11 protein-coding genes and 1 pseudogene are annotated in these 14,914 nt (G+C 67.3%); 5 read left to right on the top strand and 7 right to left on the bottom strand.

Annotated features, from left to right (window positions below):
• The first annotated feature begins 21 nt into the window (after window positions 1–21).
• The 4 genes and pseudogenes from VF557_02745 to VF557_02730 all read left to right on the top strand — a co-directional run bounded on the left by VF557_02745 (window position 22) and on the right by VF557_02730 (window position 4,602).
• Complete coding sequence (locus VF557_02745) at window positions 22–756, top strand: maleylpyruvate isomerase family mycothiol-dependent enzyme (GenBank protein ID HEX8079108.1); 735 nt, start codon at window positions 22–24, stop codon at window positions 754–756.
• Between the two features lie 187 nt (window positions 757–943).
• Window positions 944–1,093 (top strand): annotated as a pseudogene (locus tag VF557_02740) (ClpX C4-type zinc finger protein).
• 1,038 nt (window positions 1,094–2,131) lie between these two features.
• Window positions 2,132–2,539 (top strand): hypothetical protein, encoded by a 408-nt coding sequence (locus VF557_02735; GenBank protein ID HEX8079107.1) that lies wholly within the window; start codon window positions 2,132–2,134, stop codon window positions 2,537–2,539.
• 272 nt (window positions 2,540–2,811) lie between these two features.
• Entirely contained in the window at window positions 2,812–4,602 is a 1,791-nt protein-coding gene (locus VF557_02730) for a GMC oxidoreductase (protein ID HEX8079106.1), read from the top strand.
• 32 nt (window positions 4,603–4,634) lie between these two features.
• Here the strand turns inward: VF557_02730 and VF557_02725 are convergent, their stop codons facing one another.
• The 6 genes from VF557_02725 to VF557_02700 all read right to left on the bottom strand — a co-directional run bounded on the left by VF557_02725 (window position 4,635) and on the right by VF557_02700 (window position 10,313).
• Window positions 4,635–6,248 carry a heme peroxidase family protein gene (locus VF557_02725; protein HEX8079105.1) on the bottom strand — a complete coding sequence of 538 codons (1,614 nt, stop codon included), beginning with the start codon at window positions 6,246–6,248 and terminating at the stop codon, window positions 4,635–4,637.
• Window positions 6,245–7,459 carry an aminotransferase class I/II-fold pyridoxal phosphate-dependent enzyme gene (locus tag VF557_02720; GenBank protein HEX8079104.1) on the bottom strand — a complete coding sequence of 405 codons (1,215 nt, stop codon included), beginning with the start codon at window positions 7,457–7,459 and terminating at the stop codon, window positions 6,245–6,247. Before VF557_02720 ends, VF557_02725 begins: the two co-directional genes overlap by 4 nt.
• An 85-nt stretch (window positions 7,460–7,544) precedes the next feature.
• Window positions 7,545–8,156, bottom strand: a complete 612-nt coding sequence (locus VF557_02715) for a DUF6073 family protein (protein HEX8079103.1) — start codon at window positions 8,154–8,156, stop codon at window positions 7,545–7,547.
• Window positions 8,157–8,244: 88 nt separating this feature from the next.
• A complete protein-coding gene (locus VF557_02710; protein HEX8079102.1) occupies window positions 8,245–8,616 on the bottom strand; it encodes a hypothetical protein in 372 nt (123 codons plus the stop codon).
• 134 nt (window positions 8,617–8,750) lie between these two features.
• Entirely contained in the window at window positions 8,751–9,197 is a 447-nt protein-coding gene (locus tag VF557_02705; GenBank protein HEX8079101.1) for an SRPBCC family protein, read from the bottom strand.
• A 6-nt stretch (window positions 9,198–9,203) separates the two neighbouring features.
• Complete coding sequence (locus tag VF557_02700) at window positions 9,204–10,313, bottom strand: aminopeptidase (protein ID HEX8079100.1); 1,110 nt, start codon at window positions 10,311–10,313, stop codon at window positions 9,204–9,206.
• 349 nt (window positions 10,314–10,662) lie between these two features.
• Between VF557_02700 and VF557_02695 the strand changes: the two genes are divergently transcribed.
• Window positions 10,663–11,568, top strand: coding sequence for an AraC family transcriptional regulator (locus tag VF557_02695; GenBank protein ID HEX8079099.1), 906 nt, complete (start codon window positions 10,663–10,665; stop codon window positions 11,566–11,568).
• Window positions 11,569–11,611: 43 nt separating this feature from the next.
• Here the strand turns inward: VF557_02695 and VF557_02690 are convergent, their stop codons facing one another.
• Window positions 11,612–14,911, bottom strand: a complete 3,300-nt coding sequence (locus VF557_02690) for an amino acid adenylation domain-containing protein (protein HEX8079098.1) — start codon at window positions 14,909–14,911, stop codon at window positions 11,612–11,614.
• Between the last annotated feature and the right edge of the window lie 3 nt (window positions 14,912–14,914).

The following is a 14,914-nucleotide window of genomic DNA, read 5'->3' as shown; positions in this document are numbered from 1 at the left end:
GCGCTGGGATACCTTAGGCAGATGCGGGTCTACGACATGATTGTGGACGAGCGCAGGTACCTCGCGGACCTGCTGAGCACGCTCACCCCCGGCCAGCTCCAGACGCCGAGCCTCTGCGCGGGATGGACGGTCCACGACGTGGCGGCCCACCTGATCACCTTCCTGAAGTACGGCCAGCTCAAGCTGTACCTGGGCATCGCCGCCACTGCCGGCGACCTGGACCGGGTCAGCCTGTGGCTGACGCGACGGGCGGCCCGCAAGCCCGATGACGAGATCATCGAGGTGTTGCGGCGGGGGGCAGGCTCGCGGGTCACCGTGCCGCGGTCGGGCTATGACCCGGTGCTGACCGATCTCGTGCTGCACGATCTCGACATCCGGGTTCCGCTTGGTATCTCGCGCGACCTTTCCGAGCAACGGCTGTCGGTGGCATTTCACCACCTGACCACCCGCGCCTCACCCGGGTTCACGATGGGTTCGCGGTTGGACGGGCTGCGTTTCACCGCGACCGACACCGGCTGGGACCACGGCGCCGGGGCGGCGGTGCGGGGGCCTGCGGAGGCGCTGCTGCTCGCCATCGGTGGCCGGGCGGCTTTGATCGATGATCTGAGTGGTGATGGCGTGCCCCTGCTGCGGCAGCGGCTGACCACACCGCAGCGCGCCGGCGCGCTGCGCAGGCTGGCCGGTCCGCTCGGGTTGCTGGTGCGCCCGCAGCCGCGCGAGCGCCGGTCCCGCGACTCCGTCGCACCAGGGGTCTGAGTCCGTCGGTAGCAGCTCGATCCCCTGGGGGTAGCGCCTGGATCCCTCGGTCGCGCCTTGATTCCTGGGTCGCGCCTTGATTCCTCGGTCGCGCCTTGATCTCCGGGTAGTGCCTTGACGTGTCAGGCTTAGCCTGACATGCTGTCAGGCGTACCCTGACGTGTGTCTGGATCGAGAGGACTACGCCATGACCGCTGAGCCGACTGCCGAGCCAACCGCCGCCGCTGAGATCGCCTGCTCGTTCTGCGCGAAGCCGGCTCCGGAGGTCGCCAAGGTCATCGCCGGGCCGGGCATCTACATCTGCAACGAGTGCGTGCAGCTCTGTAACGAGATCCTGTCCTCAGCCGCCACAGAGCAGCCCGACGCTCAGCCCGACGATGCCGGACCGCCCACCGAGCTGACGTACTGGCAGGCAATGACCGACCAGCAACTGCTGGACCAGCTTCCCAAGATCGCCAGGGTCGCCGGCCAGGTCGAGGGCAGCCTCACCACCTGGGTGCGCCGGGTCCGCAGCCGCGGGGTGTCCTGGGCTCGGATCGGCGAGGCGCTGGACATGACGAGGCAGTCGGCGTGGGAGCGCTTCTCCGACCGGGAGTGAAGCGCCCGTTGCTCGGGAAAAAGCGGCTCCACAGGTGCCCGGTGGCGGTGTTACGGTCGATCGGTGACCGCATTTGGGACTGATCGTGCGAGCCGTCGTGCGCGCTGACGTCCTGCTGTGCTCGATCGCCCTGGCCGGGCTGGCCACGCTGGTGCTGTTGCGCAGGCGTACCTCACGGTCGGGCAGCCACCGCCACGCTCCTGCCCGCGGCGCTGCGCAATCCGGTCGCGGGACACCTGGCACCCGCGTCGGCATTGTCGTGCTGGCCACCACAGCGGCAACCGTGGTGGCTGCGGTGGTGGCGGCCGTGGTGATGCTCGCGCCCGACACCAAGCAGGGCGGAATTCCTCGGCCCGACGGAACTCCCGGGCCGGACCAGCGGGCTGCCGCGCCGAGTGGATCGTCGGAAGGCGCCACGGCAAGTCCGTCCCGGTCGAGGACCTCGGCATCGCCGAGCAGCAGGCCGGCCAGCTCGCCGCCGCCGAGTACGGCGAATCCGACGTCGGCACCGGCCCGCACGACACCTCCCGGCGTGCCTGCGGCGGCGGCGTCGTCACAGGTCGTCCCCCGCGCCCCGGCAAGCAGCACGCCGGCCGTGGCGCCGACGCGGACCCCTCCCGGTTCGGAGGCGGCGCCGTCGGCAAAGCCTCGCAAGACGGTGAAGCCTTCGCGGCCAGCGCCCCGCACCACCCCCGCGGGCCGTCCGACCAGCAAGCCGAAGCCCACGATCACTCGCGACAAGCGCTGATTTCCCAGCCGGTCTGGAAAACTGGCGGCGTGGACCCGCTGCTCTCCAAAATCGAGGCTCTCGCCGAGCCCGGCTGCTACTCGTTGACCTTCACCCTGTACACCGGCGAGGACCGCGCCGTGGTGGTCCGGATGCGGGGCGACGAGCCGGTGCTGCCGTCGGCGAACTCGTTCGCGGGGTGGGTGCCCGGATCGCGGATCGCCACCGCCGCCATCGCGGTGGTGCGGGCGCTGCACCAGGCGCGCCAGGGTGGCGGCGGGTCGGTGGGACGGCTGCTCGACATCGAGGGCGGTTGGGATGTCGGCATCGGCAACGTGGTGCTGTCGGCCGAGGGGGCGCCGGCCTGCGTCGCGCACGGCGAGCTGGCGGCGGCTGAAGCCGGGGTGTTCCGGTGCGAGGCGTGCGGCGCGGCAGCCCGCTACGACCGCCAGCCCTGACGATCGTCGGCCGCTGCTGCACCCCAGCAGGCATCGGCCAACGCGCCGCTCGGATCCAAGCCTTGGCGCAACGGCGAGTTGCGCCCATGCTGGGCACATCCTCTTGCGCTCCTGACTGACTTAGGGGAACGTCATGGCCACCCGACGAAGTAAGCCCTCGACTGATGCGGGCCTTTCCGTCGGACGACTGCAGGCAACAAGCGCCCTGCCATGACAGACCTTTCAACGAAGGCGATAGCAATGCCTGAGGAAGGCTGGCCGGAGGAGGCAGCATGTTCACTATCCGCTTCGTCACCGAGCAATTCGCACCGGGCCACACCGTTGTACTGCGCTGGGCGCCACACTGGGATCTCGACCGAGGCGGGGTTTACATCGACGGGGCGTGGGCATTCATGCTCGACGACACCGAGTTTGACGACGGCATCACATTCAAGTTCGTGCTGACTCCGGGCATCTGGGCTGACGGCGCCAATATGGCGCTCAGCGCCCAGCAATGCACAGGTGTGATCAACTTCTATGAAGACCAAGTCAACTTTACGCCTCGAGACGCGCTGATCACCGAACGCGGCGCGGTGGCACAGCGGTTCTTCAAGCGAAATCTAGACCCGAATCATATATACGACGTGCTAGTGATCGGTTCTGGCATGGGCGGTGGCCTACTGGCGTCCCGGCTGGCCGACGCTGGCGCGGACGTCCTGGTGGTGGAAGCTGGCTCGTACCTCTTTCCAACCCATGTGGGTAACCTGCCACGCCGACTACAGATCGGCCGATTCGACAAACACATCTGGTCTTTATGGCCAGATTTCAAAGTAGTGAACTATCGCAATACTGCCGGCTCTCAATTTGCGGGCGCCCAGGGATTCAATCTGGGTGGACGATCAATTTTCTGGGGCGGATTGATCCCACGGCAGGCTGCGTGGGAACTCACCGCCTGGCCCACCGCAGTTCGCGAGTATCTCTTGGCAGATGGTTTTTCAGCAGCCGAGAGTGCGTTGAACCGGGTGGCGCCGGAATCTAGCGACTACCAGGAATCATCCCGGAAGTTTCTGCAGGACACGTTGGTCGGTTACCAGGCAGACAATGCCGCGATGGCGGTGCAATACCGCGGAGCGACGAACTGGTCACTACCCAGCGGCCTGTTTTCCACTGCCGACCTGCTCATGGAAGATCGACTGGTCAATGCGCCGGGCTATACGGTGCCGACGGTAAATCTGAACTTCGCGGTCTGGCGGGTTGATGTGGACCAGGCAGAACCGCGCCGGGTGACCGGAGTGACCGGGTGGGATCTGCTTGCTCAGCGGCAACGGAGCTTCTCTGCCCGGACAGTCGTGCTAGCGGCCGGAGCCATCGAATCGGCCAAGATCGCGCTACAGAGCGAACTGGCCGATCCCAACGGCCAGATCGGGCGGGGTATCACCGACCACACGATCCGTTATCGACACTTCACCCTACCCCCGCACTCGGCACACAGCAGTGACACCGACTCGGCCAAGGTGCTGCTGCGTCACCTAGCCGGTTCAGCGCAACAGCACGCGTTCGACATCGTTGTGGAGTTCGGCGCCGCCTTCAATCAAGGTAGGTACGTCGATCCGGGCCACCTTGCGCGCGAGCGCGCGGAACGAAACGACTGGATGCTGTGCGAGCTCGTCTTCATGTTCTACGCACCGCTGAATGAGACAAATTTGGTGGCCATCACCGATAGAAATCCCGCCTATCCGGTGGCCATCACGATGAACAGAACCGCACCACCGCAGGCCGACCTGCGAGAGGCCGATGACCTCGCCGCCAATCTATTCGCTGCCCTCGGCGCTCAACCAGTGCTCGGTGAGGACGGCCTCGCGCTGCAGGATGCTGAACTCGGCGGCGTCGGGCACGAGGTCGGCACCCTGCGGATGGCTGAAGACGGCAGCGGCGTTGTCGACGCGGATCTGAAGTTCCTTCTATATGACAACCTCTTCGCCTGTGACAACTCCGTCTTTCCGGTGTCACCGGCAGCCAATCCGAGCCTGACACTGGCAGCGCTGAGCCTGCGGCTGGCGACGGTGCTTGGCGCCAGAGCATGACGGCGGGCTGCAAGTCGTAAGGCTGCCTCGGCTCAGTCGCCGAACTTGTGCCGCCACCTGTCTAGCGCGCCTTGGGGCTTGGTCCCGGCCGAGGCGCGCGCACCGGAGGCGAACCGAAGCAGTTCGGGCATTCCGAAGCGGCCGTCGTGGCTCAGCGGCGGGCGCCAGTCGGGTTCGACGCTGAGCCACGATGTCGGATCGCCTGTGACCAGTCCGACCAGGACCTCGGCAACGATCCGACCTCCGACAGGCCCGAGGTGCTGGCCGTCGGCTAGAAGCTCAGCCTCGCGCAGCACGTAGAACCACAACGGCGCGTTGCCCTGGAAGCCTGGCGCGGAGGGGGCGTCATCGGCGCTCCCCGCCCTCGGGCTCAGGTCAGCGTCGGACAACGGTCGGATGCCCATAGCCCGCGCGACCCCCTGCCCCGACGGCAGTCCCATGCGCAGGCCGCGGATGAGGTTGCGCCTGGCCAGATTCGGCATGTCGGGCAGCCAGGAAAGCTCGCCTAGTGGTGGGGGAAGCGCAGTGTCGATCCGGAAACCACGCTGTGGCCGGTGCGATCCATCGACATCGAAGAAGTGCTTCCACTCGACGCCCCAGCCATCGGGCAGCGGACCGAAGCCGCGCAGGCTTGCCAGCGGGTCACGGCTGGACGCCAGGATCGGCACGCGCCGACCGCCCCGCTGCCGGTGGACGGCATCGTTGATGACGTAAGAGGGTCGGACAGCGGAGTGCCCGTACCGGTAGGCGGCGACGGCGAACTCAACCGGCAGGAACGGCTGCACCTGCCAGTGGAAGAAGCGCAGCTCCGGCCGGCGAATCCGGGCCTCGCGCCCGCCGCTAGTGGCAAGCGCCTCCGAGCGCAGGACGTCGTGGATCACGCCGGACTCGCTGGTGCTCCCATCGCCCGGGTCGCCGTCGACTATCCGCGGCAGCAGATCGTGGATCACCACCCACTGGTAGTGCCAGCGCACCAGGCGCTGAGCTTCGGCGAACAGCTCCTCCCCGTCCAATCCGCGCTCCTGGAAGAGGTGCTCGACCATCCGGTCGTGAAAGCTTGAGAAGGCCACGTGCAATTGGGAGACGATCACGTTCTCGTCGTTGCGAGGATCGCCGATGAGCGCACGTCCTTCGCTGTTGCGCGGCAGGTCGCTCGGGTGCACGCCGGGCAGGAAGGTCACGCCGCGCTGGTCAAACCCGAACTCAGGGTGCGGAGCCGGTTGCAGCCCGTTGCGGTACAAGTACGGCTGGTCTGCAGGGCCTCGCCCATAAAGGGAGTCCAGGTCCAGGCGCGGGGTTCGGAAGTCGTGCAGCCCGTCCGGATCGTTCTGGCGCTGCAGGCTGGACACGGGGTCGAAGGTGATGTCGTGGTCGACGAACTGCGCGAGATAGGTGTAGCCAGCGGGGATCAGCGGGTTCTCGCGGTCATCGGGTGGGTCGTCCGCCGACACCGGCTCGCTGTCGCGCGGATCCACTGGTGCGATCATCGTCGCGGCGAGCGCCGAGAGGTCCTCCACCCTGTGCTCGAACACCGGAACGTTGCGGAACATGCGGCCGAAGCGCCCCTCCGTGGAAACCGAGGAAGCGACCGCGTCGAGGCCACGCAGCCCTACGCCGTGAGACGACGAGCGGTGGACCCGCGTCATCGATCGTGCCCGAAGACGCCGCTGCATTCACCGGCCGTGGCAAGGGCGGCGGCGAAGCCGGGTAAGGACCGCTCGACCATGGCGTCGCTCGCCGTCAACGACATCCGGAAGTAGCCCGGCAACTCGACGACGTGCCCCGGCAGCACGAAGATGTCCTCGGCCGCCAGCATCTCTGCGAACATGGAGTCATCAGCGAGCGGTGACCTGGCCAGCAGGTAGAACGCACCCTCGGGAGTGTGCACCTCATAACCCTGTCCGCGGAGCGTCTCGACCAGTAGGTCGCGTCGGCGCTGGAGTAGGGCGAGATCGATGCAGAGCCGTTCGAGTTCGGGCAGAGCGTGCTGGAGTACGGCGTCGGGCATGCCGAATCCGTTGTACTGCGCGACCAGGACGGCTCTGCGCATCCGCGCCCGGTCCGGCATCGAGGGGGCCAGTGCCAAGTAGCCGAGGCGCTGCCCGGGAGTCAGGAGGGTTTTGGCGTAGCTGTAGACCAGGAACGAGTACGGGTAGTGCGCCGTCGGGCTCGCGAAGCGTCGTCCGTCGAAGAGGATCCGGTTGTACGCCTCGTCGGAGACGAGGTAGATCGCCCGGCCGTACTTCTGGGACGCCGCCATAAGCAACTCGGCCAGCCGGCGCACCGTCTCGGGCGGGTAGATCCGGCCGGTGGGGTTGTTCGGTGAGTTGACGATCACGGCGCGGGTCCGCGGCGTGATGGCTGCGGCGATGGCGGCGAGGTCGAGGTCGAACGTCGCCCGGTCGACCGGCACACGCACCGGGACGCCGCGCGCAAAGGCGATCATCGACTCGTAGAAGAACCACGGCGGGCTCTGGAACAGAACTTCCTCCCCCGGCTCCAACACCGTGCTCAACGCCAGGACGAGCGCGCTGGACGCGCCCTTGGTGAGGAACACATCCTCGGACTCGTAGGCGATGCCGAGCCGCTCGCGCAGCGACTGCGACGCCGCATCGCGGGGGGCCGCCTCATTGAGCTGGTATGCGAACCAGCTCGGGTCCTGCGGGGCGCTGGCCCGTTGGATCACCTCGACGTACGCGGGCAGCGGCATGTCATGCGGATTGCCGACGACGAAATCACAGATATCGTCGTCGGCTTCCCGCCGCTTGCTCCACGTCGAAGTCATCAAGAACTCGACGAACCCGGCCGACGCCGCCCCCACGACGTCGAGATGCCGGGAGATCGGCGCTTCGATCATGGCGTTCGCTTCCAGTCAGGTTGGGGAAGAGGGCGCGCTCCTGCCATGACGTGCGCGAGAGCGCCCCGAGCGAGCGTTCGGGCGCCTAGGTCTGCCAGGCGCCGATGTGGGTCTTGACCTGCCGCAGGATCGCGACCGGCGGACCGTCCGGGTTGGAGGTGTCGAACAGCTCCACGCCGACCCGGCCGCGGGTGCCGCCACCCTGGCCGACAGGCGGAATGTGTGTGATGTTGTGCTGGAGCACGATCGGCTCCTTGTTGAAGACCACGATCGGCACGGCCGACAGCTCGAACTGCATATAGCCTTCCATCGTGCACATCTTCGGTGAGTCCGGTAATCCTGGATAGATCGTTCCGGGGCTGACCAGCCCGCGCGACGGCTTGCCGATGCTGTAGTTCACGCTCGCGCGCACCGGGCCGAACGTCGCGCTGACACCGGACACGTCCAGTTCCAGCATCGCGATCTCGACCGATGCCTCCGACCAGTCGGCGGCCGTCGGGTCGGCACGCTGGATTCGATAGTGTCCGGTCAGTTTCACAGTGTCCTCACCCACGCCCAGCACCTCGATGGTGTCCCACGTGACGAAGTTGAGCCTGTCGATCCCGCCCTCCGGCATCGTGAACAGGCGAAGCTCCGACAGAGCGCTCGGACTGGGCGCGAGAGCGGATCTGGCGCCCACTTCATACGCTAGGGTCATTTGAAATCTCCTTCGAATAGGTTCCGTTCGGGTTGTTGCTTTCAACGGAAGGCGTTCCTCGTCGCCTCATCGCCATCAGCTGGTGAGGTCACGGCCACTTGGAGGCGTACGGCCAAGACCGGCTGGTCGTGTCGGAGGACGACGACGACACGTGTCCGACGACCTCGTACCAATCGGTGCTGACGACGCCCCCGCTGAGATCCTGTACCCACTGGGCGCGCAGTCGCGTGTACTCGGTGGGCGCTGTGGCGGGATCCCGCATTTCTCGCGCCATTTCGCGAGAGGTCCCCCGCTCCAACTCCCGGAGCTTGCTGCTGTTGTCCCACATTGCGATTCCAATGCCTTGGCAAGCCTCAGGATTCACGAGAAAGAATGCGTTCTGCAGGCCCTCGGGCCGCAACTTCTCGTGGAACGGGACCAGAACATCCCGGATATGCCGGTACACATCGTCGGTGCGCATCGGCGGAAAGTGCATGAGGGTAACTCCGGCGTACATAGATCCGTTCATGTGCCTCTTCCTTCTCCCAGTACCGCGTTAGCCACAGGTGTGTGGCTTTTCCACGTGTCGCACTGCGGGCAGCCCTGGTGACCCGCTCAGCCGCCCGGCTTCGGCGGCTTCCCGGTCTCGAGCAGCGCCTTCAAGCTGGATAGGGTCAGCACCCAGCCGGAGTCGACTTGATCGCCCCCGGGGCTGTCGAAGTCGAAGCCGTCGTGGGTGAGCGTCACCTTGGACGCCCGGCCGCTCGGCTCGATCTCCCAACTCACAGTGCCGGGCTTCACCGCCTGGCTGCTCGGCGACCAAGCAGGCCGGAATGTGTAGCTGAGGCGGCGGTTCTCACTGGCTTCGAGGATCTCACCGTCTGCGTCAACGCCGCCTTCGGCGTTCCGGTAACGGATGGGCGCCTTGTCGCTCCAGTCTGACTCCACGCGCGTTCCGAAGAAGTACTGCTCAGTTACGCCTGGATCCGTCAGCGCTTGCCAGATCCGCTCGGGAGTGGCTAGCACCTCGGTTTCGTAGACCCGCCGATCCGTCGCATTCATGACCTCTCACATCCTGGCTCGGGTGAACCGACCCTTCTCGTAACACAGCTCGCCGTCGACGTACACTTCGCCATCGCGTAGATCGGTGACCATGTCCCAGTGGATCGAAGACCGGTTCCGCCCGCCCGTATGCGGATAGGACTGACCGACAGCCACGTGCATCGTGCCGCCGATCTTCTCGTCGAACAGCGTGTTGCCGGTGAATCTGCCGACCGCGTAATTCAAGCCGAACGCGACCTCGCCCACGTAGCGCGCGCCGTCGTCGGTGCTCAGCATCGACATCAGAAAATCCTCGCCTGCTCCGGCGGTGGCATCAACCACCCTTCCGTCATGGAAGCGCAGCGCGACATCCTCCACGCGGACGCCGTTGTACACCGCCGGATAGCTGAACCGGATCGTGCCATTGACGGAATCTTCGATAGGGCCGGTAAAAACCTCGCCGTCGGGGAAGTTGTACTCGCCGCTGCCGTTGATCCACGTCCGGCCCGCTACCCGGTAGTTGAGGTCGACTCCGGGTGCCACGATGCGCACGGAGTCGTGCTTGCTGAGGAAATCCACGATCTCCTGTTGGGCGTCGTGAAGCTGCTTCCAGGCCGCGACTGGGTCGTCGTTGTCCAGCAGCCCCGCGCGGAACACAAAGTCCTCGTACTCCGGCAGGGACATCCCGGCCTGCTCGGCAGCCGCGCCGGTGGGCATGACCGTTCGGCACCAGCGCAGCTCGCCCTCGGTGATCCGCTCGATGCACCGCCTCGTCACCGATGCCCGCGCCGCGGCAAGGATCGCCATCCGCTCCGGCGTGACCCCGACCGTCCGCCCTACGCTGTCCTGGGCCGAGATCACAAGACACACGTCGACATGCTCGATCTCGCGCCGGTCGAGTTCGGCCAGCTGGCGCAACTGGCCTTCATCACCGCCTGCTAGAGCGATCGAGTCGAGCCCGTCCAAGCCGACGCGTGCCGTCGGGTGCCCGCCTTCCTGAATCACCTGACGGTAAACCTCACGTACCAGCGGCGCCGCCGCCACCGGAGCGGAAATCAATACTCGATCCCCTTTACGGGTAGCGAGGGAATACCGGATCAACACCTCCGCGAGCCGACGCGCACGCAAGTCGTCCATGCTCGGCCCCTTCGGGTCCATAAACGAGCTATCACTATGCCCAACGCGGACGCTACGCGCCGGGAGACGCTTTGCCTTATCAGCGCTTGTTCATTCCGCTCATGGCATTGAAATCGCCTGACACTGAAGTCTTGTGCGGCTGAACGGTGGACCAGATCAGCTCTTTACGCCGAGCACGGGATTGCCCAGCTGCCGGCATTCTGATTCCATTAATACCTGACGCTCCCTCAATACCTCACGCGAGTTGGATCGGCGCGCTCCTGACTTTCCTGGTGAGCGGTCCGGGAGCGGCAGCGCACCTTCTGGAGGTCCTGTGTCGCACTTGCCAGCGAACGGCATCCGTTCGGAGTTGGCCTCCAGCAGCCCGCAGGATGAGGCCTGGCGCGAGAATGACTTCGTGTCCGGCGCGCGGCCGGGGACAAACGACTTCCGCCACGCCTTGGTTGAACGCGCAGCCGAAGTGATCAAGGCCCGCTACGCCGAGCCGTTGACCCTCTCCGACTTGGCCTCGACAACCCGGACCAGCCCGTTCTATCTGAATCGTATCTTTCGTGAGGTAACCGGCGCGCCTCCTCGGCGTTTCCTCGCGGCAGTTCGGATGGCCGCCGCTAAACAACTCCTGGTAGCGACGGACCTGACGATCACCGACCTCTCCTATCGAGTGGGCTACCTCAGCGTGACCACGTTCTCAGCGCAGTTCACGCGGATGGTCGGACTCCCGCCACGCGAGCTGCGCCGCCGTCTCCGGACGGTGGCCGACATCAAATTGTCCAGCCTGGTTGACGGCCCTCACGAATCACCGGCAAACGGGCACGCCCCTGGACGCTTTCAGCGCGGCGGAGTGTCTCGGCTGTTCTCCCCGGTCGCCCTGGACGGAAGCGCCGGCCTCGACTCCCCAATGCTCACAGCCTTTTACGCCGCATTCTCTGGATGGGTACCCCAGGGCGTTCCGATCGCATGCGGATGCGCCTCAGTTCCCGGCCCATTCGAGCTTCATGGCCGCACCGACTACCTGGTCGGGCTCATGGCCTGCGCTTACCCGGGTTCAAGCACTGTTGCCGAATCCCTCATGGCATCGAACGATCAGACCTATGTCGCCCGGCTTCACCAGCTGGCCCCAGACTCGAACGACGACATCGCGTTGGTCTTCACCCGCGCCCAGCCAGCCGATCCGCCCATTGTGTACGCCGCACCGCTCCTGCGTTGTAGCGAACTGTCCCTACCCATCCAAGGCCGGGCCGATTGCGCCGATTGACGTCAGGGCCACTCCACGCCTTCTGCCACTCAGGTTGACTCAGCTAGGAGTCGGCTTGGTCGGGCGCTGCGCGGCGGCGGTTGCGCTGGGCCAGCGCCGCCCGCAGCAGCTCGTCCAGGGCCTCGTCGCTGAGCTCGTCGAGTTCGGCGGAGGAGTCCACCTGTCCGAAGTCCGGGTCCTTGGCCACGATCTCGGCCAGCTCCGCGATCGTCGGGCGGGCGAAGATCTCATGCACCGGCAGGTTCACCCCGTAGGTGTCGGCGACCCGGGCGACGAACCTGGTGGCGGTCAGCGAGTGCCCGCCCAGGGCGAACAGGTTGTCGGTCACGCCGACCGCCGTCGGGGTGGCCAGCAGCTCGCCCCAGATCCGGGCCAGTGTCTCCTCCACCGGGGTGCGCGGCTCGACCCGCTCGACCGTGGCCGGCCGGACGTCCCACTCGGGCGCGGGCAGCGCTGCCCGGTCGACCTTGGCGTTCGGGGTCAGCGGCAGCGCCGGCAGCGCCACGATCAGGTCCGGCACCATGTAGTCGGGCAGCTTGGCCTTCAGGTGCGGGCGCAGCAGCTCAAGCAGGTCCGCCTCGGGGTCAGCGACCAGGCCACCCCGGCGCGGCACCACATAGCCCACCAGCACCTGCTCCTCGCCCCGGGCTGCCACCACCACCGCCGCCTGGCGGACGTCCCGGTGCGAGCGCAGGATGGCTTCGATCTCGCCGCACTCGATCCGGAATCCCCTTACCTTCACCTGGTGATCGGTCCGACCGATCAGCTCCAGGCCACCACCCTCACGCCACCGGCCGAGGTCACCGGTGCGATACATCCGGGCCCCGGGCTCGTCGCTCCACGGGTCCGGCCGGAACGCCTGCGCCGTCAGCCGCGGCCGGTCGTGGTAGCCGCGAGCCACCCCGCGGCCGGCGATGAACACCTCGCCCAGCACCCCGACCGGCACCGGCCCCAGCCGCTCGTCCAGCAGATACACCCGGGTGTGCTCGATCGGCTCGCCGATCTCGACCGGCCCCAGCCCGTCGGCGACCACCCCGGCGGCCGACCACACCGTCGTCTCGGTCGGGCCGTAGACGTTCCACAGCACCGTCCCGGGCGTGCTGAGCTGGTCGGCCAGGTCACGTGGCAGCGCCTCGCCGCCGCACAGCCGCAGCCGCAGGCCGGCCGGCACCCCGCCGGCGGCCAGTAGCAGCCGCCAGGTCTGCGGAGTGGCCTGCATGGCGCTCGCGGCCTGCCGCTCGATCAGCGACCGCAGCCGGTCGGGCTCGCGGATCTCCTCCCCGGTGGCGATCACCAGGTCCGCGCCGCACACCGGCGGCAGCAGAAGCTCCAGCAGCGCGATGTCGAAGGACAGTGTGGTGACCGCCACGAACCGGTCCTCGGGCCCCAGGTCGAGCGAGCGCCTGAACGACGCCAGCAGGTTCGCCACCGCCCGGTGCCCGATGCCGATTCCCTTGGGTTGGCCGGTGGAACCCGAGGTGAAGATGATGTAGGCGAGCGCCTCAGGGGGTAGGGGCACCGGCGGCAGCGGCAGCGCCTCGGCGACCGCCGGGTCCTCCACGCCCAGCACGTCAACGCCCAGCACGCCCGACATGTCGACAGCTGAGCCCTCGGCGATCGAGCCCGCCAGCTCGCGATGAGCCTCGTCGGTGACGATGATCCGCGCACCGGCGCCGCGAGCCATCGCGGTCAGCCGGGACCGCGGGAAGTCCGGGTCCAGCGGCACGTAGGCCCCGCCGGCCCACCACACCGCGAGCAGGGCGCTCAGCATCGGGGCCCCGCGCTCCAGGCACAACCCGACCGGCGTCTCCAGGCCCACGCCGCGGTCGGCCAGCACCCGGGCCAGCCGGCCGGCCCGCTCGCACACCTCGGCCATCGACACCGAGCCGTCGCTGTCGATCACCCGTGACGTCGAGGCCCGCAGCAGCGCCCGGACGTCGAACGGCTCGTCCTCGCCGACCGGCTCAGGCTCGGAGTGCCGGTTCCGCTCGGTCACCAGCTCCCGGGCCTGCTCGTCCGACAGCATCGGCAGGTCGGTCACCGGCAGCTGCGGATCGGCCACGGCGTGTTCGAGCACCAGCGCCATGCAGCTGAGGAACCGGTCAGCCCACGGCGCGTCGAAGAGATCGGTGTTGTACTCCAGCGCCAGCGTGGTGCTCACCCCGTCCGAGGTGTCGGCGTAGAGGGTGAGGTCGAGCTTTGCCGTTCCGGTGAGCAGCGCCCAGCTGAAGCCTGCCTCGATGCCGGGCAGGTTCAGCGTCGGCGGGGTGCGCGACTGGTAGCCGAACATCACCTGCATCAGCGGCGCGTGCGCCAGCGAGCGCTCGGGTGCGAACTCCTCGACCAGCTTCTCGAACGGCAGTTCCTGGTGCGAGACGGCTTCGACGGTGTTGTCGCGGACCCGGCCGAGCAGCTCGACGAAGCTCGGATCGCCGTCGAGTGAGATGCGCAGCGCGACGGTGTTGGTGAACAGGCCGAGCATCGGGTCCAGCTCCACATGGGTGCGCCCACCCACCGGGGTGCCGACCACCACGTCGGTCTGCCGGGCATAACGCGAGAGCACCACCGCGAAACCGGTCAGGAACGCCATGAACATGGTGGCGTGGGAACCGGCCGCCACCTCGGCCAGCCGGTCGGTGATCGCCGGGTCGAGCACCCGGATGGCGATCGCGCCGCGGGTGGACTGCTGCGCCGGCCGGGGCCGGTCGCTCGGCAGGGTGAAGACGGCCGGCGCTCCGCGCAGCTGCTGGCGCCAGTACTCCATCTGCCGTTCGAGTTCCTCGCCGCGCAGCCGGTCGTGCTGCCAGACGGCGTAGTCGCCGTAGTCCATCACCAGCCGGGGCAACGTGACCGGCTCACCGGTCACCTCCGCCCGGTACACCGCCGACAGCTCGTCGATAAGGATCTGCAGTGACAGCCCGTCGCTGATGATGTGATGCATCACCAGGACGAACAGCCGCCGATCCGACCCGGTGTCGATCAGGGAGACTCGCAGCAGCGGGCCGTGGGACAGGTCGAACAGCCGCATGCCCCGTTCGATGGCTATGGCGCGGGCCTGCCGGACGCAGTCGGCCTCCTCGACCGTGTCCGCCAGCGAGATCAGCTCAATCGGCACCGTGCCCGAGTCGGCGACGATCTGCTCGGGCACGCCGTCGACCGCCACTATGCTGGTCCGCAGCACCGAGTGCCGGGCGACCACGGCATCCACCGCGCGTTGCAATGCGTCGGTGTCCAGCGGCCCCTCGAGCCACATCGCGTAGGGCATGTGGAACGTCGGCTCGCCCGGCATCAGCTGTTCCAGGAACCACAGCCGCCGTTGCGAGAACGACACCGGAAAGCGCATCGC

It is taken from the genome of Jatrophihabitans sp. (assembly GCA_036389035.1).
In the GTDB taxonomy this organism is placed as follows: Bacteria; Actinomycetota; Actinomycetes; order Mycobacteriales; family Jatrophihabitantaceae; genus Jatrophihabitans_A.
Note: the sequence above shows the minus strand (reverse complement) of the source record. Positions and strands in the feature narration are given on the sequence as shown.